At 57.0% G+C, this 24358-nt stretch carries 13 protein-coding genes and 1 CRISPR repeat array; of the genes, 10 read left to right on the forward strand and 3 right to left on the reverse strand.

Annotated features, from left to right (window positions below):
- Positions 1-73: 73 nt before the first annotated feature.
- Genes CAUR_RS17740 through cas2 form a run of 3 tightly spaced genes read left to right on the forward strand, consistent with a single transcriptional unit; the run spans position 74 to position 2683 of the window.
- Entirely contained in the window at positions 74-1378 is a 1305-nt protein-coding gene (locus tag CAUR_RS17740) for a reverse transcriptase domain-containing protein (protein WP_012259222.1), read from the forward strand.
- A 31-nt stretch (positions 1379-1409) separates the two neighbouring features.
- Positions 1410-2405, forward strand: a complete 996-nt coding sequence (cas1, locus tag CAUR_RS17745) for a CRISPR-associated endonuclease Cas1 (RefSeq protein ID WP_012259223.1) — start codon at positions 1410-1412, stop codon at positions 2403-2405.
- Positions 2402-2683, forward strand: a complete 282-nt coding sequence (cas2, locus tag CAUR_RS17750) for a CRISPR-associated endonuclease Cas2 (protein WP_012259224.1) — start codon at positions 2402-2404, stop codon at positions 2681-2683. Before cas1 ends, cas2 begins: the two co-directional genes overlap by 4 nt.
- Here the strand turns inward: cas2 and CAUR_RS17755 are convergent, their stop codons facing one another.
- The gene (locus CAUR_RS17755; RefSeq protein WP_242604965.1) at positions 2684-4621 is read right to left on the reverse strand and encodes a helix-turn-helix transcriptional regulator; all 1938 of its coding nucleotides are present in this window, start codon (positions 4619-4621) and stop codon (positions 2684-2686) included.
- A 327-nt stretch (positions 4622-4948) separates the two neighbouring features.
- Positions 4949-10849: direct repeats of the CRISPR family, unit length 37 nt; unit sequence CAGCAGAGCATTGCCCCGCAATGAAGGGGTTTGAAAC.
- A gap of 551 nt (positions 10850-11400) precedes the next feature.
- Here CAUR_RS17755 and CAUR_RS17780 point away from each other — a divergent pair.
- Entirely contained in the window at positions 11401-12666 is a 1266-nt protein-coding gene (locus CAUR_RS17780) for a TolB-like translocation protein (RefSeq protein WP_012259226.1), read from the forward strand.
- Between the two features lie 284 nt (positions 12667-12950).
- On the opposite strand, the gene CAUR_RS17785 is transcribed toward CAUR_RS17780, so the two are convergent.
- Entirely contained in the window at positions 12951-14177 is a 1227-nt protein-coding gene (locus CAUR_RS17785) for a DnaJ domain-containing protein (RefSeq protein WP_012259227.1), read from the reverse strand.
- Positions 14178-14260: 83 nt separating this feature from the next.
- On the opposite strand from CAUR_RS17785, the gene CAUR_RS17790 reads away from it, so the two are divergent.
- The 6 genes from CAUR_RS17790 (at position 14261) to glnA (ending at position 23542) form a co-directional block, all read left to right on the forward strand.
- On the forward strand, positions 14261-14677 hold the full coding sequence (locus CAUR_RS17790) for an EVE domain-containing protein (RefSeq protein ID WP_012259228.1): 417 nt from the start codon (positions 14261-14263) through the stop codon (positions 14675-14677).
- 207 nt (positions 14678-14884) lie between these two features.
- Positions 14885-15589: a response regulator transcription factor gene (locus tag CAUR_RS17795; RefSeq protein WP_012259229.1), complete on the forward strand. Its 705-nt coding sequence runs from the start codon at positions 14885-14887 to the stop codon at positions 15587-15589.
- Positions 15586-16773 carry a sensor histidine kinase gene (locus CAUR_RS17800; protein ID WP_012259230.1) on the forward strand — a complete coding sequence of 396 codons (1188 nt, stop codon included), beginning with the start codon at positions 15586-15588 and terminating at the stop codon, positions 16771-16773. The genes CAUR_RS17795 and CAUR_RS17800 overlap by 4 nt, the downstream gene beginning before the upstream one ends.
- Positions 16770-18956 (forward strand): VC_2705 family sodium/solute symporter, encoded by a 2187-nt coding sequence (locus tag CAUR_RS17805; protein ID WP_012259231.1) that lies wholly within the window; start codon positions 16770-16772, stop codon positions 18954-18956. Before CAUR_RS17800 ends, CAUR_RS17805 begins: the two co-directional genes overlap by 4 nt.
- A gap of 678 nt (positions 18957-19634) precedes the next feature.
- Positions 19635-21629, forward strand: coding sequence for an acetoacetate--CoA ligase (locus tag CAUR_RS17810; RefSeq protein WP_242604966.1), 1995 nt, complete (start codon positions 19635-19637; stop codon positions 21627-21629).
- Positions 21630-22207: 578 nt separating this feature from the next.
- Positions 22208-23542 carry a type I glutamate--ammonia ligase gene (gene glnA / locus CAUR_RS17815; protein ID WP_012259233.1) on the forward strand — a complete coding sequence of 445 codons (1335 nt, stop codon included), beginning with the start codon at positions 22208-22210 and terminating at the stop codon, positions 23540-23542.
- A gap of 56 nt (positions 23543-23598) precedes the next feature.
- Here glnA and trhA read toward each other — a convergent pair whose 3' ends face one another.
- On the reverse strand, positions 23599-24246 hold the full coding sequence (gene trhA / locus CAUR_RS17820; RefSeq protein WP_012259234.1) for a PAQR family membrane homeostasis protein TrhA: 648 nt from the start codon (positions 24244-24246) through the stop codon (positions 23599-23601).
- Between the last annotated feature and the right edge of the window lie 112 nt (positions 24247-24358).

A 24358-nucleotide genomic window follows, 5' to 3' on the forward strand; every position in this document is an offset into this window, starting at 1 on the left:
TGCGATCCGGGGCTGGCATGTATCAGACACCGGGCAGCAGAATACCACAATATGAAAGTGAAGGAGTACAACCATGCTGGTCTTTCCACGCTATTCAGGCCCATCACTGATTGAACAGGTTTGCACGGTTGAAAATCTCACCAATGCCTGGCGACGTGTGCGCTCGAACATCAAAGTGTCGCGGCGTACTCGTAGTGCCGGGATTGATCAGATAACGCTGCACGATTTTGCCGCCGACTGGCCGAATCAAATGGTTCGGCTGGCCGAGGAGCTACGTGATGGGAGCTATCGTCCATTACCGCCACGGCGGGTAGCGATTGCCAAAGCGAGTGGCGGTGAACGGGCCATTGCGATTCTGACCATCCGTGATCGAATTGCGCAACGGGCCGTCCAACAGGTCTTAACGCCACTCTTTGAACCACTATTTCTCGACTGTTCGTATGGGTCGCGATTGGCAGTTGGTGTCCCGGAGGCAATTGAACGAGTGGTTCGCTATACCGAACAAGGGTTGATCTGGGTTATTGATGGTGATATTCGTGCGTATTTTGACTCTATCGATCACGGGATTCTCCTAGGCCTGTTACGACAACGGATTGATGAACCGGCGATCCTGCATCTCATCGCTCAATGGCTGGCCGTTGGCTCTGTCCATACTGAGACCCCAGACGAGACCCTGCCTGATAGTCCTCTCGTTGCGCTGCTGCGTCGGAGTGGCGAATTGATCCATGAGGCATTAAACGCCCCATCCGATCCACTACCGACAGCGTATGACTATCCCGATCTCTCCAGGCCGGCGTCGCCTCATTCCGGTATACCAACCGGTCTATTTGCTGCACTCAGCCTCGCTCAACCGGCATTCGAGATCGCTCGCCAACTGACCCCTCTACTGAAGCGGATCGGTGCCCAACGCCTGGCAGTAGGCGGCGCATTGGCTGTGGGGACAGTTCTGTTGAGCGAGCTTGTCCATCGAGCACAGGCCAGCCATGATCGGCGTGGCACCTTGCAGGGTGGACCACTCTCGCCGTTGCTGGCAAACATCTACCTCCATCCATTTGACCTGGCGATGACCGCGCACGGAGCCAGGATGGTACGCTTCGTTGACGACTTTGTCGTGATGTGTCCTGATCGCACGACTGCTGAACACACCCTCGTTCTGGTAGAACGCCAACTGGCCACGTTGCGCTTAACGCTCAACCCCCAGAAGACCCGGATTGTGGCTTACGCTGGTGGAATTGAATTTCTCGGTCAGGCATTAGCACCGCGACGTCGGCAAGGTTTTCTCCATGGAATCAGCGATTTTCATAGCGCTGAACAGCGGTTACGCGAACACGTTGAACGACTACGCAGACCAGACAAACCACCGACATCTGATCGATAAGACGGATATTCTGCCAATCAGGAGGTAGTGGATGGCTACGTTATACATTCAGGAACAGGGGACGACCGTGCGCAAACGGGACAATCAGATCATCATCATCCGTGACGGTAGTATCCTGCAAGAAATACCGCTGAATAAAGTCGATCAGATCGTCCTCATGGGGCGTGGAGTCCAAATCTCAACGGCTCTCCTGGTCGAATTGTTGCTACGGGGCATTCCCGTGATGATCACAAATCAACACGGTAGCCGTCATTATGCAACGCTAAGTGCGGGTCCGTCGCGTTTTGGCCCATTACGTCTACGCCAGAGTCAACTGATTATCGATCCGGTCTGGTCACTCGAACTGGTTCGTGGGATTGTGGCTGCAAAACTGGCCGCGCAACGCCTCATTCTTTCTGGGACAGGTTGGCCGTCTGCTGCTGGGGCCATTGCTCAGATCGATACGGCTCTTCAGCGATTGCCCGCTGCCACGACCCTTGATATAGCGCGGGGCTTTGAAGGGGCAGCCGCCGCAGCCTATTTCGGTGCCTGGCGCAATGTCTTTCAGCAAGGATGGGGATTTCAGGGGCGCGCCTTCCATCCGCCACCCGATCCTATCAATGCCCTGCTCTCATTTGGATATACCCTCTTGTTGCACGATGTCCTGAGCGCAGTTCAATTTACCGGCCTCGACCCGTATCTGGGGGTTTTTCATGCCGTTGAAACCGGTCGGCCATCATTAGCGCTTGACGTCATGGAAGAATTTCGACCACTGGTTGTTGATCGCCTGGTACTCAGCCTGATCACAACCGGCACAATAACGCGGAGTCAATTCGTGCGTACTCAATCTGAGCAGCCAAACGCAATCTACCTGACTCCCGATGCCCGCAAACTGGTGGTCAGTCGCTATGAAGCCCTCATGAAGGCGCCATTCCGCCTGTCTGACGGCACGCAGACGGCCATGAGGCGGGTTATTCTCTTACAAACCCAAATGGTGGCCCGCATGATTCGTGGCGAACAGGCTGCCTACGAAGGAGTCATTCGATGAAAATGTTCACAGTTATCAGTTATGATATCGTCGATGATCAGCGTCGCACCAGCGTGATGAAGGTGCTGAAAGGATACGGTGTGCGCGTTCAGTACAGCGTCTTCGAAGCCATTCTCGACGCACGCGAGTTTCACGACCTGAGCAACCAGCTTCGCAAGATTATTGATCCAGGCCAGGATAGTATACGCTGCTATCGTCTGGACCAGGTAGCTGCTCAACGCACGGTCATCTACGGTATTGGCCTTACCACAACCGATCCGACACATTACATGGTATAGCTACGAATCTGTCATCCAGATACGGAGCAACCGACCATCAGGAGATGACGGTGGTTGTGATGGCGATAGCCGTCCACCACCGTTTCCGGTTCGTTGTAATTGCGGCCTTCCTTTCGCCGATGGCTGACGAGCTGATCTGTTACGAGAAAGCCTGGTTAAATTGAGGATACGATCAATGCGGAAGCAACGCTCGGCCTGTCGCGTTGTGCAGTAGGCATAGAGTAACCACCGTTCACCGTGGCGTTCGATACGGAGTGGTTGGACCAGCCGCTCGTGAGCGAGTTGCTGTGGTGGCTGGTAGGATAGCAGGAGAGCTTCCCGGCGACGGATAGCGGTATGCACCTGTTGTAACGTGTCATTCAATCGGGCTGGATCGGGCGCTGGAACCACTGCTGGCCGATTACCCTCTTCCTGTAATCGATCTGATATACACCAATGTTCGTCGCTGCTCACCGCAGCATCAACTACCGGTGTAAGCGCTGCCGCTTGCGTTGGGTGCAATGATACAAAAGGTGGCGAAGATGCATTCACCTGCGTCGGCGGAGGGAGTACATGCGCTTCCGCTGGGAATGACGCAGGCGCGGGGGGCGGCATTTGGCCTTCCGGCTCAGCAATCGTCAGGACACCTGTTCGCTCTAATGTACGGATAAGTGCCTGCTCGCGTCCTGGTGTTACCAATGCGATACCGGGTGCAATCTGGGTTGCCAGTGAACGATGGACAACCGACCGGCATCCATCGGCAGACAGCACGGTCGGTGTATCGCACACCAGAACAGTGCGTGTGATCAAACGAGCACACGGTACAACACCGGTTGGCACCCAACCTGGCAGTTGATCATCGAGTCGCCGTTGCCAGACTCTGGCAAGATCGGACAGATCCTGACCACCGGCTAGTAATCGCCGTATACGAGCCGTATCAATCTGCCAGCGTAGAACAGATTGATCAACACCGACGAATGTCAGCCAGGACTGTACTGTCCTCAGATCATCATCAACATCTGTTATAGGGGTTGTTATCAAACGGTTCTGGTCATCATAATGCCACGACATCGTAGTTGTCGGTGCCCACGTTGTGGGAAGCACGCCTAACCACGTGAGTGGACCGGCAACAGCTGCATACCACACTCGCTGCTGACTACGGTATGTCCAGGGCATCCGCCTGATCGGTGTCAGACAATGTGTTGTACCATCAACCAGCGGACCAAATGATGCGTGCAACGTAACGAACGAAGAGTCAACAGGAATACCTGATGAAGTGACCATCATTCCCCAGTGCAATAATCGACGGCGTAATGCAGGCCAGTCAAGTCCGCGGACAGATATACGTAACCGGGTCAACCAGCGCTCTGTTCGCGGCTGACATTCCCAGGCTGTGCGGAGAAGTGACAGTTTTTCGGCAACGGTCATGCGGAGAAACTGCTGGAAAGCAGGACTGGGAGCAACCGTGGCACCGATGCGTTGTAGCAGACGCAGATCAACCAGGAGCGGTAACAGCCACTGCCACAATTCGGGATCACATCCAGGTGCCAGGTCGCGTAACCGCCGCAGTGCCGGACCGGTAAAAGAACGATCGTGTCGTATGGAGAGCGGACGTTGAGCAGAAGCGATTAAAATGGTATAGGTTGCGATCAGGGCTGGTGCAGTCGCTACTGCTGACAGATCTGGAACAGGGCCGGCTTGCGCCGGTAATGGTTTTGGTAACCAGCGGCGTAATTCAGGTGCCAGTACCCAACCTGCCGGATGGTGTGGTCGTGCGGGGCGAGGCAACAACCATCCCAACAAAACCAGGGTTTCACCAACCGTTCGTGGTCGGCGGTCCAAACGCAGTTCGCGTAGTGGACGGATAGGGCCAAGCATGTGTTCAATCGTCGTGGGGGAAAGCGTACCCCGGCGTAGGCGGAGCATTTGCAGAGCCTGTTGCGTTTCGGCTGTGAGCATAAAATAGCGTGTCCGTACAGCTTCAGGGCGACAAATTGCTCGTCTCAGTACACTCAGACAACACACAGCCTCAGCCTGACGGGGAAGAGGCACACGATGCGTAGCAGCGATCAAACGTTGCAGGACAACAGGCACATCTGCAAGGTAACACGCCCAGCGCAGCATAGTCTTGCCTTTCAACCAATGACCTGATACAATGACAGTACTGATACCATCATACACAAAAGTGCCGGCCATTGCCATTGTGTACAATGAAGGTGGGCATCGGTTATCTGGGAAAAAGCGCATACATCTGCTTGAAACCCTGCCCCCCTGGTGTGAGACGGACAGCAGAGCATTGCCCCGCAATGAAGGGGTTTGAAACAGGTTCAAAGATTAGTTCTCGGCGGATCGGTAATCCGTCAGCAGAGCATTGCCCCGCAATGAAGGGGTTTGAAACTCTCACTTTCTAGCGTAGCTAAAACTTGCCTGTACGAACAGCAGAGCATTGCCCCGCAATGAAGGGGTTTGAAACGTAAACGCCGAAGTCGCCCACGTTCTCGGGCATACGACAGCAGAGCATTGCCCCGCAATGAAGGGGTTTGAAACGCGTGTGTGTGGTGTTACTCAGCCGGCTGGCCGTTGCAGCAGAGCATTGCCCCGCAATGAAGGGGTTTGAAACGTAACACCACACACACGCCCGGATCGTGACGCGCCATCCAGCAGAGCATTGCCCCGCAATGAAGGGGTTTGAAACTTGAGCGCGGGCTCGCGTCTACCGCGTCAGCCGCCTCCAGCAGAGCATTGCCCCGCAATGAAGGGGTTTGAAACCACGCAGCGTGACGGTGGCGATCTGGTGGCGCTGCCAGCAGAGCATTGCCCCGCAATGAAGGGGTTTGAAACTAACCATGGCGACCAGCAGCACGATGGCGTACATGGCGCAGCAGAGCATTGCCCCGCAATGAAGGGGTTTGAAACCTGAGACTACTTGTCGCTGGCGGCGGCCTCGAACTGGCAGCAGAGCATTGCCCCGCAATGAAGGGGTTTGAAACTAACCATGGCGACCAGCAGCACGATGGCGTACATGGCGCAGCAGAGCATTGCCCCGCAATGAAGGGGTTTGAAACCTTACCAGCCAGCATGTAGAACAGCTTGGCCGGCACCTCAGCAGAGCATTGCCCCGCAATGAAGGGGTTTGAAACTTGATGGCGTACTTGACGAGCTTCTTGGTGTTCCAGCAGCAGAGCATTGCCCCGCAATGAAGGGGTTTGAAACAAGCAGTCCAGGTCGATGGTCTTGGGCGCGGCGTTGGCAGCAGAGCATTGCCCCGCAATGAAGGGGTTTGAAACGCGTGTCGCCGCCGCAGACCAGGTTGACGATCACCGCAGCAGAGCATTGCCCCGCAATGAAGGGGTTTGAAACTCGCTGGACGTCACCGTGAAGCAGGATCATCGGCTTCAGCAGAGCATTGCCCCGCAATGAAGGGGTTTGAAACCGTTGAAGGTCTTGATCTCCTCGCCGTTGGCGAACACCAGCAGAGCATTGCCCCGCAATGAAGGGGTTTGAAACGTGCCATCGAACTCTTCCTCCGACTCCGACGCTTGTCGACAGCAGAGCATTGCCCCGCAATGAAGGGGTTTGAAACCCCCCATCGCGCGCAGGTCATCAGTGACGCTGTTGAGCAGCAGAGCATTGCCCCGCAATGAAGGGGTTTGAAACCCACGCAACCTCGCCATTCACCATCCACCCCGTATAGCAGCAGAGCATTGCCCCGTAATGAAGGGGTTTGAAACGGAACCTAGGCGGCCTCGACAATCGCGTTGCGGCGGCAGCAGAGCATTGCCCCGCAATGAAGGGGTTTGAAACATCGATGCCGAAAGGCCTGCCGTTGGGCAGGCCTTTTCCAGCAGAGCATTGCCCCGCAATGAAGGGGTTTGAAACGCCAGAACCAGCATCACACCCAGCGGCATGAGCAGGCAGCAGAGCATTGCCCCGCAATGAAGGGGTTTGAAACGCGACCTCGGCGTAGACCGGGGCGGCGGAGAGCGACCAGCAGAGCATTGCCCCGCAATGAAGGGGTTTGAAACACGAGGGCCGTGCCGATCTGCTGGAGCCGGAGGTCGACAGCAGAGCATTGCCCCGCAATGAAGGGGTTTGAAACACAGCCCCACGAACGCGCCAATGAACTGCGGGCAACTCAGCAGAGCATTGCCCCGCAATGAAGGGGTTTGAAACGTCCTTGGGGCATAAGCCTCCGTGGACGCGGGTGAACCCAGCAGAGCATTGCCCCGCAATGAAGGGGTTTGAAACTTTTCTTGATCACGTCCCAGACGTCGCCGGGCATGGTCAGCAGAGCATTGCCCCGCAATGAAGGGGTTTGAAACACGTTCTCCTTGTCTCTAGCCTTGAAGGCTTTCAAACGGCAGCAGAGCATTGCCCCGCAATGAAGGGGTTTGAAACACTTACGGATACCTATGGATAACAAACGAACGGCGAGCAGCAGAGCATTGCCCCGCAATGAAGGGGTTTGAAACCTCAAAGTGGCTGATGATGTGCGCGCGGTGATGGGCCAGCAGAGCATTGCCCCGCAATGAAGGGGTTTGAAACTGGCGGCGATCTTGTCGCAAGAGTACCGCACTAGCGTACCCAGCAGAGCATTGCCCCGCAATGAAGGGGTTTGAAACGCAGGTGCAGTTTGCGCTTGATGTTACGATCAGTGCAGCAGAGCATTGCCCCGCAATGAAGGGGTTTGAAACCCAGGTAGCGGCAATTCCGGCGTACGACGGTGCAGCCGGCAGCAGAGCATTGCCCCGCAATGAAGGGGTTTGAAACACGACCGACGACGGACGCGGAACTAGGCGGCCTCGACAGCAGAGCATTGCCCCGCAATGAAGGGGTTTGAAACCTGCGGCTGCGGCGCTGCCCACAGACGTCGTCCCCCGCAGCAGAGCATTGCCCCGCAATGAAGGGGTTTGAAACCTTGTCGAGCTCAATGAAGAGGCGGGGCAGGGAAGACAGCAGAGCATTGCCCCGCAATGAAGGGGTTTGAAACATCGAGGTTGAGCACCGTGGGCAGCTCGCGCTCGAGGCAGCAGAGCATTGCCCCGCAATGAAGGGGTTTGAAACCCTATAGGAGGCTTGCCGACGTCCAGTACACCGGGGCCGCAGCAGAGCATTGCCCCGCAATGAAGGGGTTTGAAACAGCGGTCTTTGCTCCTTATCGATGATAACACACGAGCAGCAGAGCATTGCCCCGCAATGAAGGGGTTTGAAACTCGGCGGCGAAACAGATAGTCCGCAGCCAGATAAATCAGCAGAGCATTGCCCCGCAATGAAGGGGTTTGAAACCGAAGATGCGGAACTGCGCGGCGAGAAGCACCACGGTCAGCAGAGCATTGCCCCGCAATGAAGGGGTTTGAAACTCGGTGGCGGTGAAGTTGTTCAGCACCCAGTTGGCTGCCAGCAGAGCATTGCCCCGCAATGAAGGGGTTTGAAACCGAGAGAATGCCGTAGTTCTCGGCGTCTCTCGAGAAGCAGCAGAGCATTGCCCCGCAATGAAGGGGTTTGAAACCTCTCGTATCGCAGTGAATCCCAAAGGGAGAGACGACAGCAGAGCATTGCCCCGCAATGAAGGGGTTTGAAACGTTTGGTTCCATCAGAACTACGAACCGGACTTCCGGCAGCAGAGCATTGCCCCGCAATGAAGGGGTTTGAAACCCCGACGTTGTAGTGCATGGGAAGGAAGTGGTGACGGAACAGCAGAGCATTGCCCCGCAATGAAGGGGTTTGAAACAAAAGACGATGGACGGAGGACGCGGACGTGGCTAGCCAGCAGAGCATTGCCCCGCAATGAAGGGGTTTGAAACTCCTGTCACTGAGGGGGTTTAAACAAACCCCCGCGGATCAGCAGAGCATTGCCCCGCAATGAAGGGGTTTGAAACCTGACGATGCTCATAACCGAGACCTCCACGGGAGACTCAGCAGAGCATTGCCCCGCAATGAAGGGGTTTGAAACGACGCCACGGGCGACGACTTGTTGTCACACGCCGCTTCAGCAGAGCATTGCCCCGCAATGAAGGGGTTTGAAACGCGTTGCCGAGCACGTCGGCCATCACGCCCTTCATAAACAGCAGAGCATTGCCCCGCAATGAAGGGGTTTGAAACCACGCAGCGTGACGGTGGCGATCTGGTGGCGCTGCCAGCAGAGCATTGCCCCGCAATGAAGGGGTTTGAAACATGATTCATGCGCGCACCGTGTCTCGCCGTTGCGAGGGCAGCAGAGCATTGCCCCGCAATGAAGGGGTTTGAAACACCGTCTTGCGAACTCGCCGCATCCTTGGAAGGATGCCAGCAGAGCATTGCCCCGCAATGAAGGGGTTTGAAACTCGAAAGGCATCATCTCGCCAAACCCCGCGACCCCCCAGCAGAGCATTGCCCCGCAATGAAGGGGTTTGAAACTTTATTGTCCAATCGCGTGCGCGTGCGTGTGCTAGACAGCAGAGCATTGCCCCGCAATGAAGGGGTTTGAAACCCTCAACGGTGGGGCGATCCAGGATGCCGAAGTCGCCGCAGCAGAGCATTGCCCCGCAATGAAGGGGTTTGAAACTAAGGAGTGCCTATGCCCCAAAACTAGCGTTTGGCAACAGCAGAGCATTGCCCCGCAATGAAGGGGTTTGAAACCCGTTACGTGCGTGCGATGGCCTCGCCACGCTACTTACAGCAGAGCATTGCCCCGCAATGAAGGGGTTTGAAACGCCCGTGACCTCGTACTTCTCTACCATCGCCGGGATCTCCAGCAGAGCATTGCCCCGCAATGAAGGGGTTTGAAACCCACGACGCTACCGGGGTAGCCGTCGCGGTCGCCGTTGCAGCAGAGCATTGCCCCGCAATGAAGGGGTTTGAAACGGGTCCGCCTTTCTTTTTTCTTATTCTTTTCTGCCTCCAGCAGAGCATTGCCCCGCAATGAAGGGGTTTGAAACTCCGCCTCATCGTAGAAGCCGAACGTCCTGATGTCGTCAGCAGAGCATTGCCCCGCAATGAAGGGGTTTGAAACTTCTCGCCGTCCGCGTAGACGTACACCGTGCCGGCGTGCCAGCAGAGCATTGCCCCGCAATGAAGGGGTTTGAAACAAGCACTCGGGGCACGTGTCGGAGTTCGACACGTCGCAGCAGAGCATTGCCCCGCAATGAAGGGGTTTGAAACACGACGGACGTGGCTAGAAGGTCTTGGCGAGCGAGGCCAGCAGAGCATTGCCCCGCAATGAAGGGGTTTGAAACATCCCGGAGGATGTGGGTGAACCTACTGCCGGACACAACCAGCAGAGCATTGCCCCGCAATGAAGGGGTTTGAAACAATGATCAGGACAACCCCGAGAAGCTGGGCGGCGCCATCAGCAGAGCATTGCCCCGCAATGAAGGGGTTTGAAACCTGCGGAGCATCGTTTACGGCGTGGACTACCCGGGTATCAGCAGAGCATTGCCCCGCAATGAAGGGGTTTGAAACACGACGGACGTGGCTAGAAGGTCTTGGCGAGCGAGGCCAGCAGAGCATTGCCCCGCAATGAAGGGGTTTGAAACATCCCGGAGGATGTGGGTGAACCTACTGCCGGACACAACCAGCAGAGCATTGCCCCGCAATGAAGGGGTTTGAAACACGACAAAGAGCAAGAGCGTGATCAGCGTCGCGATCCAGCAGAGCATTGCCCCGCAATGAAGGGGTTTGAAACACGACCGGGGCCGCGGTGGGCTCGGCCGCGGCGGACCAGCAGAGCATTGCCCCGCAATGAAGGGGTTTGAAACTTGCCGTCGCTGTCGTTGTCGTAGAACCAGAGGCCGACAGCAGAGCATTGCCCCGCAATGAAGGGGTTTGAAACATGCCGAGGAGCAGAGCCCCCGCCACCACGACCGAGATCAGCAGAGCATTGCCCCGCAATGAAGGGGTTTGAAACAGCAGCTACTTCTGGTCGCAGCCGCCCATCGTCTCGTTCAGCAGAGCATTGCCCCGCAATGAAGGGGTTTGAAACGCGAAGTCCTGGCCCCTGCGGTCGTACTCGCTGACGAGCAGCAGAGCATTGCCCCGCAATGAAGGGGTTTGAAACCTCATCATCTGCACCTTGCCCTGGTCGAGCGTGGCGGCCGCAGCAGAGCATTGCCCCGCAATGAAGGGGTTTGAAACGTCTGTAGGGGCGACGCATGCGTCGCCCCTACATGCCCCAGTAGCGCAGTACCTCGTAATAAAGGGGTTTGAAACTGATCCAAGATATAATGATGGTCGAAGTTACGATCATCAGCAGCACGAGTGCCCCGCCATGAAGGGGTTTAAAACCCGATCAGCCTACACAACATCCGTCGTATACCCTTCCCGGCAGCGCAGTGCCCCGCCACGAAGGGGTTTGAAACCCAATTCTCTGTCGTGGTCGCGGTGTGCCCCCTAGAGGCCGCAGCAGTGCCCCGCCAAGAAGGGGTTTGAAACCCGTCCGTGTGTCTGCATTGAAAATGTTGACCCAATTCACCAGCGCATTGCCCCGCAATGAAGGGGTTTGAAACGTCACACAATGCCCGGTAGGGCGCATGTTCTGTGCCTCTGCCGATGTTACCCGATGTGGTTCTTCTTCTGCTTCCACTTGCGCTATGCAACCCCACACTTTGAGTCGCCTGCGGCATTGGAGTGGAGAAAACTATCAGTAGCGACGTAGCTTGCTACTTCCTTCTTTTGTACAGTAAATGATCACTTCTCCTGCGCGATACCTCAAATCTTGCTATACTACATAACACATAGATCGCGTTGGAAAGGAGCCGGGCATGGCCGCTCGTCGCATTTTGCTGACGATTATCGGGCTGTTGAGTGTGGTGATCCTGATAGGGAGTTTGAGCGCCGGGGTGGTTGCTTTTCTGCTCATAACCAATCGCCCTGTCGATCAGAAGTTACTGGTACTGGGGCCAAACCGCCGTCTCGCTATTGTTGATCGCCAGGGTGTGGCTCAGGTACTGGCCGAGGATGCCAGCCCCGAATTGTTTCGCTATCCTGCGCTGGCCCCTGATGGAAGCCGGGTGGCGTATATCAGTCAACAGGGGAATACGAGCGTTCTCCGCGTCATACATTTGCAGAGTGGTACACGGACTGAGTTGTATCGCTCAACGACCAATCCACCACTCTACATGGTCTGGTCTCCCGATGGTCGGTATCTGTCGTTTCTCTCGAATCGTGGTGTCGGTGGTTTGGGGGTGCATATTGTGCCGTCCGATGGTTCCAGAGATGCGGAGTTGATCAGTGTTTCACCCAGTTCGCTCTACGTCGCCTGGCAGCCCAATAGCTCTTCGTTGCTGGTTCATATCGGTGGCTCGATATTTGAAGATGGCCGTGTGATTACGGTGCAGCCCGGTCGGCAGCAGCCACTACACGAGGTGACCGACCCAGGTTTCTTCCAAGTGCCGGCCTGGAGTGTTGATGGCGAGAGTTTTTTCTATGTCGCTCAACCACCGATTGAGGGGCCACCAACGGTGGATAAGGTTGAGAGTGTGTTGACGCGGGTGAAGGTTGGTGAGATGCAGCCACAGGTGTTGGCCCGTGAACCGATGGCGGCAATTATCTTCGGTCGTTCACCACAAAGCGATGAGATTGCGTATACGACGGTCGGTCCCGATGGTTTCGGTCCTTTGAAGCTGGTGGCATTGGATGGTTCGGTACGCACGCTTTCGGCAGCCGATGATGATGTGGTGGCCTTTTTCTGGTCGCCTGACGGTCAGCAGATCGCCTACCTCACGCCAGCCGGTCGTTCGGACAGTGGCTTGACCCAGTTACGCTGGCAGTTGGTCGGACGGGAAGGGAATAATCCGCGCACGCTGACCACCTTTACCCCCAGTCAGGAGTTTCTCGCTCAGATCAATTTTTTCGATGCCTATGCCCTGTCGTTCGATCTCTGGTCGAGCGATGGTCATGCCCTGGTGTATGGCACGAATGATGGTGTGTATGTGTTCGATATTCGGCGCGGAACCGCTGTGCGGCGGAGTGATGGTGTGCTGGGGATGTGGATTGGGGGGAGGGAGGAAGTGGGAGATAGGAGATAGAAGATAGGAGATAGAAGGTGGGGAGGAGAGAGGAGATAGGAGATAGAAGATAGGAGATAGAAGATAGGAGATAGAAGATAGGAGATAGAAGATAGGAGATAGAAGGTGGGGAGGAGAGAGGAGATAGAAGGTAGGGAGAAGATAGGAGATAGTAAGGTAGGGAGGAGACAGGAGGGAGGAGAGAGGTAATAGAGGTGAAGCGTGCGCGGTCATGGTATTGTTGTTGATGTTGTGAGGGCCGGTACAGATTGAAGTCGGTTTAAGGCTGCGCATGCAGGATGTATCTAGGTGATTGTGCGTAGGGTGAGTGTGCTGAATGTTGCAGTAGTTGGGTTGCGTTCAGCCCGTACCAGCAAGCCATAGCGCGGATCAGGGTTCAGGGAGGTTATGGTCAGTGTGTCAACGACCTGATCGTTGATCTGGAGGGCAATGGTTTGATCGGTAAGCCGTACTGTTAAGCGATTTGATCGTGCGAGGCTAATGGTTCCCTCGGCAAGAACGCTGCGCTGTTCGTTGTTGCGTTCGTCGCAGCGGTATTGCCCCTGCGCAGGGTTGATCAGAAAACTGATGTATCGTTGCGGGCTGTTGAACCAGAACATTAGCCCGGCCCAGTCGCCGGCAACGCTGACCTCTACCTCGATCACCATCTCGCTACCAATTGGCGATGTTTGAAATGCCCAGATGTCGCCTAATCCGGCGTTAGCCTGAATGATATAACGTCCATCGCGTGCCCCAACACTCCAGCCGTTGCCGTTGGTTATCGGCCAGTCGCTGTTAGGGCCAAAATCGGCCTGATAGACTACCGTCCCGCCGGTTATCCCTGTCGTCGGTGAGGGCGCCGCAGTCGGCGATGGCACCGCAGTCGGCGATGGCGCTGCGGTCGGCGACGCCGCCGCTGTCGGTGATGGAGCAGTGGTCGGCGATGGTGCCACGGTCGGTGACGGCACTGCTGTCGCTTCTTCGGCGACTGCTGTGGCAACTGGTGAACGGGTAGCTTCCGCCTCTTGCAATTGTCGCCAACCAAACCAGCCCAGTAGAGCTACTGCCACTCCGCCGAAGGCCACAGTAAGAACGTTGCGCCGCGAGAATGTGCGCGAGGTGCTAACCGCTGTCGGCTTCAGGTCTGCTTCCAGGCCGGCAATGAGGTCGGCACAGTCGCGGTACCAGGGGTTGATCCGTTGCAGTTCACGCAGTGTCGCCAGGGCCTGCAAACGGCGTCCGGCTGCCAGATGCTCTTGCGCTTTGGCGTATAATTCAGCCTGATAGTTACGTGGTGTTGATGTCGCAATAACAGGCGATGGCCGTCGCCGACGCAGATTCTGGTATGCCTGATTGATCCGCCTCGCCCGTCGTGCTGCGTAAGCCTGTTCGTCAGGTGAAGCGCCGGCAAACCGATCAGGATGGTAGATGCTGATCTGTTTGAGATACGCCTGTTTTATTTCTGCCGGTGTCGCACCGGGTTGGACACCGAGGATGGCATAGTCATCGAGTTGTTCAAAATCGTCGTTCACACGTCCCCCTTTCGCGCGGGGTATTATAGCATGAGGTAGTGAGCAGAGTACGCAGGCTATTCCGATTGATGGAGAGGAGATCAATGCCAAACTATTGGTTATTGAAAACGGAACCGACGGTCTACAGTTTTGCCGATCTGGTGCGTGAAGGTCGTACCGTTTGGGATGGGGTGAGCAATAATGTTGCTCTGAAACATATGCGCGAGATGCGCAGCGGTGACGAGGCGCTGATCTACCACACCGGCGATGAACGGCAGGCTGTTGGTCTGGCGCAAGTCGTCAGCGATCCCTATCCCGACCCCAAACAGAGTGATCCGCGTCTGATCGTGGTTGATGTTGTACCGTTGCGGGCGTTGCCTCATCCGGTTTCACTGAATGATATCAAAGCTGATCCTTTTTTTGCCGATTTTGCCCTGGTGCGCCAGGGGCGACTCTCGGTTGTACCGGTGAGTGCTGCACAGTGGGAGCGTCTTTTGGCGATGGCAGAAGGACGTGGGTGATAATAACGAACACAAAATTATGGTATACTTCACGATACGAATAGGAAATGTTCCATCCTGATACCTGACCGCTACGCGCAGACGAAACCTGTCGTTACGTTCTGCGTACCTGTCGTTAACGGTCACGAGTATCACGGATAGAAAACGCCGTATATCCCCGTATAACAGCGTCCATTGCATCCATTGAAGGAAGCAAGGAGTGCTGCAATGGAAGCAGCTACAATTCTCGTTGTTGATGACGAGCAACCAATTGTTGATCTGGTCAGCAGTTACCTGACAAACGAGGGTTTTGTTGTGCATCGGGCTTACGATGGCCCTGGCGCGTTGGCGCTGGCGCGGAGTGTGAAGCCCGATCTGGTTGTTCTTGATGTGATGCTGCCGGGGCTGGACGGGATTGAGGTTTGTCGGCAGTTGCACCGCGACACCTCGGTGTTTGTACTGATGCTGACGGCACGCGCCGATGAGATTGATAAGCTGATCGGTTTGTCGGTCGGTGCTGATGATTATCTGACCAAGCCATTCAGTCCGCGTGAGTTGGTCGCACGGGTGAAGGCTATTCTCCGCCGTAATCGGGTTATTCGTGCGATAGAGGTGAACCAGCGCCCGATTTTGCAATTTGAAGGGCTGTTGATCGACCCCGAACGGCGCGAAGTTGAACGCAACGGGGTGCGGGTTGATTTGACCCCGCGTGAATTTGATCTGCTCTATGCACTGGCCAGCTATCCGGGGCGCGTGTTCACCCGTGAAGAGTTGCTTCAGCGTGTGTGGGGGCCAGATTTTGCCGGTATTGATTGGGTGGTTGACGTGCATATCGGTACTCTGCGGCGCAAGCTCGATGATGATCATCACGGCACGCCTCTGGTGCAGACGGTTCGTGGCGTTGGTTATAAGTTTGTTGGTAGTACGCGATGATGAAGTGGCTGCGGCAGCTCCGCTGGAAGCTATTCATTTCCCATCTGATTATCGTCTTGATGGCCTACGTCGTACTGCTGGCCGCTGCCAATGTACTGGCAAGTCTGGGCTGGACTGGCTTTGCCCCGCTGACCCTTGGTGCCGCAGCAGCCGAAACTGGTCAGTTGCAGGCTGGCCTCACCACCGAGGCTGGCGAGTTGCAAGAGCAGTTTCAATCGGTGATTCAGCAGGCGCTGCTGATCAGCGGTTTTGCCGCGCTGGCGGCAGCAGTGATTGTGAGCCTCTTCGTTTCGCGGCGGATTGTTGAACCGATTCAAACGCTCTCGAATGTGAGCCGACGGCTGGCACAGGGGTTTTACCGCGAACGTACCAGCATTCATGCCGATGATGAGATTTCTCAGTTAGCGCATAGTGTCAATCAACTGGCCGAAGCCCTCGATCAGACGGAGCGGCGTCGTCTGGCATTACTGGCCGATGTGACGCACGAGTTGCGTACCCCGCTGGCGACGATTGGCGGGTACATGGAAGGGTTGCTGGATGGGGTTGTATCGGCGAATCCGGCTACCTTCAATCTGATCTTGCGTGAAACCCGTCGCCTTCAGCGCCTGATCGAAGATTTAGAGTTGCTATCGCGGGTTGAAGCCGGTCAGTTGCCGGTCGTCGCCCGGGCAATCGATCTCCTGCCGGTGCTGGAAGCACAGCTCGCGCAGTTTGAACCGCTCTTCAGCAGCAATCAGGTGACGTTGCAGCTCGATGCGCCCGCACAGTTGCCGCAAGTATGGGCCGATCCGGATCGGGTGGCGCAGGTGCTGATCAATATCCTGGCCAATGCCTACCGCTATACACCGGCAGGAGGAACAGTAACAGTGCAGGTGACGACCGATGATCACGAGGTGCGGGTAGCAGTGATCGATACCGGGATCGGGATTGCCGCCGAGCATCTGCCTCACGTATTCGAGCGCTTTTACCGGGTTGATAAATCACGTGCCCGCAACAGTGGTGGGAGCGGGATCGGACTGGCGATTGCCCGTCACCTGATCTATGCTCAGGGTGGCGAGATTTGGGCGGAAAGCGATGGGATCGGGAAAGGCGCACGCTTCATCTTTACCCTACCGCTGGCACCGCAGATGGCGTTCGTGCGCGTAGACCATCCCGTCACGGTTGAGGCAGTTGACACGCTATGAGCGCGCAATTCTGGCTTGGTCTGTTTCAACTTTTTCTGGTCGTCGGTGGCGCGCTGGCCGTGTCACTTTTCATCATTGATCGGCTCTTCCCTCCGGTACGGCAGACGACAGGATCAGATACGGCTAATGTCCGCAGACTGCGGATTGGCCCCGCTTCAACCGCTGTCCCTCCTCCACTACGCTGGCCGCTGGCACCGGCCTGGTTGCCGCAATACTGGCAGGAAAACCTGCGTCTGGTCGGGCCACTCCTCGTCATCTGGTTGCTGAGCTTTGTGCTACCGGTTGTGCTCTCAGCACCACTCAACCAGATCAGCATTCTGACCGGCTTCCCCCTCGGCTATTACATGAGTGCGCAGGGAACGCTCATCTGTTTCGTTGTGCTCATCTTCGTCTACAACTGGCGCATGCACATCCTTGATCGGCGGTACGGCGTCGATCCTCCCGAAACGCCAGATGCACAGCAGATACGCCGGCGCTACTCGCTCCGCTATCTGGGATTCACCATCGGATTGCTGGTTCTGTTGATCGTCTTTATCATTCTTGAGACACAGTTTCGCCTGCCATCGTTTCTCATCGATTGGAGCTTTCTTGCCCTGACGATTGGTCTCTACGCTGTGATCGGCATTCGTTCACGCGCCGATACCCTCGATGCCTATTATGTTGCCGAGCGGAAAGTTCCCGGTATTCTCAACGGCCTGGCCACCGGTTCAGACTGGATGAGCGCAGCGTCGTTTATCAGTATGGCCGGCGCCCTCTATCTTTTGGGGTTTGAAGGGCTGGCCTATATCACCGGTTGGACGGGTGGCTACGTGTTGCTGGTATTGCTCCTTGCCCCCTATCTACGCAAATTCGGTCAGTACACACTCGTCGATTTTATTGGTGCCCGCTATCCGGGCGCCGGCGCACGAGTGATCGCTGCCGTCCTCAGCATCATCATCTGCTTCACCTATGTCACGGCACAGGTAACGGGGATCGGGATCATTATGAGCCGGTTTCTCGGTCTCAACTACATGGTCGGCGTGATCGTTGGCCTGGCAGCCGTCCTGCTCTGTTCGTACCTTGGTGGGATGAAGGCGATCACCTGGACGCAAGGCGTGCAGGGGATTATTCTGGTGTTTGCCTACCTGGTGCCGGTGACCTGGCTGGCCTTCAAGCTGACCGGCGTAGCCTTGCCGCAGGTTATGTACGGTGAAGCCCTCAGCAATATTGATCGTCTGGAACAGGCGCAGGGGCTTGCGAGCTATGTTGCCCCCTTCAACGACTGGTCAATCTGGAACTATCTGGCCCTTTCGCTCTGTTTGATGCTGGGAACAGCCGGCATGCCGCACATTCTGGTGCGCTTCTACACCGTACCCACTGTCCGTGACAGTCGCAGTAGTGTAGCCTGGGCACTGGTCTGGATTTGTGTGCTCTATCTGACTGCACCCGCCTACGCTGCCTTCTCACGCTGGGAGATTTTAAGCTCGGTGGTGGGGAGACCGGTTGCCGGGTTGCCTGAATGGACCAGCCGGTGGGCAAGTACCGGTCTGCTCAAGATTGCCGATGCCCCTGAGGTGGGTGGCAATGGTGATGGTATTTTGCAGTACCACGAATTACAGATCGACCAGGATTTGGTGGTGTTATCTACGCCGGAGATTGCCGAACTACCGTCTACCGTCGTGGCATTAGTTGCTGCCGGCGGTATGGCCGCAGCGCTCAGTACTGCCGATGGTCTGTTGATGGTGATCGCCTCGGCAACGGTACACGACATCTACCATCGTACCCTCAACCCACGCGCCTCTTCCCGTGAACGCCTGTTGCTTGGCCGACTGGCGATCCTGGTCGTCGCAATCCTGGCGGCACTGACGGCATTGCAACGGTTGGCCATTATCGTACAACTGGTGGCCTGGGCCTTTTCGTTCGCCGCAGCGACGATCTTTCCGGTGCTGGTGCTGGGCATTTTCTGGAAGCGCACGAACAGTCGTGGCGCAGTGGCCGGTATGATCAGCGGCTTCCTGGTAACGGCCAGTTATATGGCGATTACGTACATTCTCCCCGAATGGACACTCTTTGGCATTTCCAGCTCGGCAGCCGGTATCTTCGGTCTCCCCGTCAATTTCCTGGTCACCTGGCTGGTCAGCCGGTATGGGCCACCACCTGATCCAGAAGTAACCGCACTGGTGGATTACGTGCGCTATCCGTGATCACGCTGCGGAGATGACAGGTTGGCGTAGAACGGCGGGTTAAAGCGTCGGGGGTTCTGCGGAGCGGCGGGTTAACACCCTGCCTCAATTCGTGGAAGGCCGGCAGGGTGGGACTGGTAGCGGGGAGGGGATGCGCGCCGAAGTCGCACGCTCCCAGCGTTGGTCACACGATACCAACTTGCGCGCCGGAGGCGCGCGCTCCCAATGCGACACCCTGTCGCGCCAGAGGCGCGCGCTCCCAGTGCTTTGCGCGCTGGCGTCGCACACTCCCAGCGCTGACCACACAACACCCTGTCGCGCCGGAGGCGCGCGCTTCCAGCGCGACACCCTGGCGCGCCAGAGGCGCGCGCTCCCAGTGTTTTGCAAAGCCGGCGTCGCACACTCCCAGCGCTGACCACACAACACCCTGTCGCGCCGGAGGCGCGCGCTCCCAGCACTTTGCAAGCCGGCGGCGCACGCTTCCAGGATGTTGTCAGCAAGCCATCCCCATCCCGTGATCGCAGACCATCGCTCCTCCTACCTCCTACCTCCTACCTCCTACCTCCTACCTCCTATCTCCTATCTTCTATCTTCTATCTTCTATCTTCTATCTCCTATCTCCTACCTCCTACATTTGACTCCTCCCTGCTCCTTCCACTACAATCGCTACAAACGCCAGTCAATACCAAACGGAGGCCAATGATGACCACCGCAGCAAAGTTGTTGTGGGAGCCGCCGGAAGACCTGCGCGCCAATTGCACGATGCGTGCGTTTATGCGTTGGTTAGAGCAGCGCAGCGGCTTACACTTCGCTGATTACCACCAGTTGTACCGCTGGTCGGTCGATCGCCTTGAGGACTTCTGGGCAGCATTGTGGGAGTATTACCAGATCAAGGCTCATACACCCTACACGACGGTGCTGTCGAGTCGCGAGATGCCCGGCGCACGCTGGTTCACCGGTGCCCATCTCAATTACGCCGAACACGTGTTTCGGCACGCTACCGATCAGCGACCGGCAGTGATATTCGCTTCCGAACGCCAGGAACCAACACCTCTGAGCTGGGCGAGTCTGCGTGCGCAAACGGCGGCCCTGGCACAGACCCTACGCGAGGCTGGAGTCGGGCCGGGGGATCGCGTCGTGGCCTATGTGCCGAATACGCCACACGCCCTCATCGGTTGTCTGGCAACCGCGAGTCTGGGCGCGATCTGGTCGAGCTGTTCACCCGATTTCGGCAGCCCCAGCGTCATCGACCGCTTCAGTCAAATTGCGCCGAAGGTCTTGATCGCGGTTGACGGCTATCAGTATGGTGGCAAGGCATTTGACCGCCGGGCCGAAGTTGCGGCGATTCAGGCGGCCCTGCCCGATCTGGAGCTGACCATCTTTATCCCCTACCTCGATCCAACCGCCGAAGCAAGCGGCCTGCGAGGGCGCGTCATCCGCTGGGAAGACGCCTTACGGCAGGAAGCCGAACTTCACTTCACCCCGGTGGAATTCAACGACCCGCTGTGGGTGCTCTATTCATCGGGCACAACCGGCCTCCCCAAACCGATTGTCCATAGCCAGGGCGGTATCCTGCTCGAACATATCAAATCCCTCGATCTCCACTTCGACATGCGAGCGGGTGATACCTTCTTCTGGTACACCACCACCGGCTGGATGATGTGGAACTTCTTGATCGGTGGCCTGCTGATCGGCGCGATACCGATCCTCTACGATGGCAGCCCGGCCTATCCAGATATGGGCGTCCTATGGCGCCTGGCCGAACAGACACGGATTCGTTACTTCGGCACCAGCGCCGGCTACATCACCGCCCTGATGAAAAGTGGGGTCGAACCGGGCACTCAGTTCGATCTGAGCAGCATCAAAGCCATCGGCTCGACCGGCTCACCCTTACCGCCAGAAGGGTTTGATTGGGTCTACGAACACATCAAACACGACGTCTGGCTGGTCTCGTACAGTGGCGGCACCGACGTATGCAGCGGCTTTGTCGGTGGTTGTCCTCTCCTGCCGGTGTACAGCGGCGAAATTCAATGCCGCATCCTGGGCTGCCGGGCAGAAGCCTACGATACCGATGGGCAGAGTGTTACCGGCGTCATGGGCGAACTGGTCATCACCGCGCCAATGCCGTCGATGCCGATCTACTTCTGGAACGATCCCGACAACGCTCGTTACAAGGCCAGCTACTTCGAGCACTATCCCGGCGTCTGGCGGCATGGCGACTGGATCGTGATTAACGAGCGGGGTGGCGTGATTATTTATGGCCGTTCGGACAGCACGATCAACCGCCAGGGTGTGCGCATGGGCACCAGCGAAATCTACCGGGCGGTAGAGACGATCCCCGAAGTGCTCGACAGTCTGGTCATCGATCTCGAAGGATTGGGTGGACGGTCATACATGCCGCTCTTCGTCGTCTTGCGCGAAGGGGTCACCCTCGACGACGATCTGCGTCAACGGATTAAGCAGGTCATTCGCCAGACCCTCTCGCCCCGCCACGTTCCCGACGACATCTTCCAGATTCCGGCGGTTCCCCTGACCCTGAGCGGGAAGAAGCTGGAGGTGCCGGTGAAGAAGATTCTGATGGGTGTACCGGTCGAGCGGGCGGCCAATCCCGACTCGTTGCGCAACCCCGAATCGCTTCAGTTCTTCGTTGAACTGGCACGCACGCTGGCGAATAGCGACAAAGTGGCCGGGTGAGCAATATTCACCACCGAGACACAGAGGGCACAGAGGATTTAGACATTCTCTATGCCCTCTGTACATCTATGTTTTGTCTATGTTCACCATTACGTCAGTGGTAACTGCACTGCGGGTCCGGCGTGGATACGGTTTTCGGGTTGAGTTGTCCGTGACGCATCGTTTGGCGTGCGGCAGCCATGCTGCCGCATCCACCGTGCGCACCGACAGGCGCAAGTCGCAGCGCGGACCGTTGTCGATACGTAAGAGGATGGAAGCGTGCGAGTTGGTGGACTGCCCGTCGCAGGATCACCCACCATTGTAGATACCGCTTCCCTACCTGGATCGCCCGTGACGCATCGTTTGGCGTGCAGCAGCCATGCTGCCGCGCCCACCGTGCGTACCGGCAGGCGTGGGTTGTAGCGCGGACCTGTGCCGATACGTAACCTGGTCAAGGGGATGGATACGCGCAGGCTTCCAGCCCGCGCCACGGGCAGCCGAACCCAATTGCCTCCCCCGCTCCGTCGCCATCCTGGCCCGTAGTATGGTATAGTACAGAAAATACCTGTACGACGAAACACAAGTAAGGAGCATCGCTCATGAGTGATGATCCGCGCACCGCGCTCCTGCATCGCGTCGAGGCCGATCAGGTGGCATTCATTAATCTGCAATTCACCGACGTGCTGGGTATCGGGAAGACGGTGACCATTCCGGTTGAGGAGCTGCCCGATGCGCTTGACCACGGCGTCTGGTTTGATGGCTCTTCTATCGAAGGCTTTGCCCGGATGGTCGAGAGTGATATGTATCTTGTGCCCGACATCTCGACCTACGCCGTCGTGCCATGGGATCAGCATCAGGGTGTTACCACCGCCCGCTTGATCTGCTCGGTCTATACTCCCGATGGCAAACCGTTTGCCGGCGATCCGCGTAATGTGCTGCGACGGATGCTCGATCAGGCTGCCGCCGCCGGTTATCGGTTTATGGTTGCGCCTGAACTAGAGTTTTTTCTCTTCAAGACCGATCCGAACGGCAACATTCTTGAACCACACGATAAGGCCAGCTATTTCGATATATCCACCGATCTGGCGACGCATATTCGCCGCCAGATGGCCCGTACCTTGCAAGCGATGGGGATTGCCGTTGAAGCGGTGCACCACGAGGTGGCGCCCGGCCAGCACGAGATCGATCTGCGCTACGCCGATGCCTTGCAGTCGGCAGATCACCTGGTGACGGCACGGGTGGCGCTGAAGGCGGTTGCCCAAATGAATGGTCTCCACGCAACCTTTATGCCCAAGCCTATCGCCGGTGTCAATGGCAGCGGGATGCATGTCCATCAGAGTCTGCTCGACCGCGATACGGGGAAGAATCTCTTCGCCGATCCAGATGATCCCTACGGCCTTTCGGCGTTGGCTCGCCACTTTATCGCCGGTCTGCTGGCGCACGCCCGTGGGATGTGCGCCCTGCTTGCCCCGCTAGTCAATTCGTACAAGCGCCTGGTTCCTGGATTTGAGGCGCCGGTCTATATCTCGTGGGGTCGTACCAACCGCTCGGCACTGGTACGTGTGCCACGCATTACTGCCGGACGCTACCAGGCAACCCGGATTGAACTCCGCTGCCCCGATCCAGCCTGTAATCCCTATCTGGCCTACACCGCGATGCTGGCCGCCGGTCTCGATGGGATTCGGCGCAAGTTGCCGTTGCGCGATGCAACCGAAGAAGACCTCTTCCACGTCGATCCGCGTGCCCGTGGGCTGACCACGCTGCCAACGTCACTAGGTTCGGCACTTGACGCCCTGCGCGAAGATGAAGTTATCCTCGAAGCCATTGGCCCCTCAATCGCCGAGCGGTTTCTTGATGCCCGTCAGCAGGAGTGGGAAAGCTACCGCGCCTATGTCTCGCAGTGGGAGATTGAGCGCTATCTGGCAATTTTCTAGGATGGGTATGCAATGAGACGGAGCGCACGACCATGCGCTCCGTTTTTGTGTGGTCGTCAGATCACAATCGAGCTGACGGCAATAAAATGGCAGAGGCTACCGATCAAAACAAAACCGTGCCAGATGGCGTGCATGTAGCGCAGTCGCGACAACATATAGAACGGTGTGCCGAGGGTATACGCAATGCCGCCCGCTACCAGCAGACCGATGGTAAACGGACTCAGGACAGTCAATACCTGGTCGGCAACGATCACCACCAGCCATCCCAGCCCGATGTAGACCAGCGTCGAGAGCAGGCGAAAGCGTCCGGTGAGAAACAGTTTCATGATTACGCCCGCAAGCGTCAATCCCCAGACCAGCCCAAACAAGAGCCAGCCCCACGTACCGCGCAGGCTGATCAGCGTGAAGGGGGTGTAGGTACCGGCGATCAACAGAAAGATCGCACTGTGATCGCATATTTCGAGGATGGCCCGTCGGCGTGGTGTTCGGCTGGCGTGGTAGAGGGTCGAAGCCAGGTAGAGCAGGGTTAGCGTCACGCAGAAGGTTGTAGCACCGGCAATCTGCCAGCCATCACCCCGCTGCCAGACCACGCCGATGAGGATGGCACCGGCAATTGCACTGGCGATAGCGCCGAAGCCGTGGGTTATCACATTGATCCGCTCTTCGGCAGGTGAGAAGTGTTCAGGTTGGTGTGTTGGTGTCATGGTACTCTATCTACTCAGCACAGCAGGCGTGACGTTCCACTGCCAGTATGCACTCTTCGTTGATCATTGACAAGTGTCGCCCGTCATGTTTGCAGTATGACGCCGGTCATGT

It is taken from the genome of Chloroflexus aurantiacus J-10-fl (assembly GCF_000018865.1).
Lineage (GTDB): Bacteria > Chloroflexota > Chloroflexia > Chloroflexales > Chloroflexaceae > Chloroflexus > Chloroflexus aurantiacus.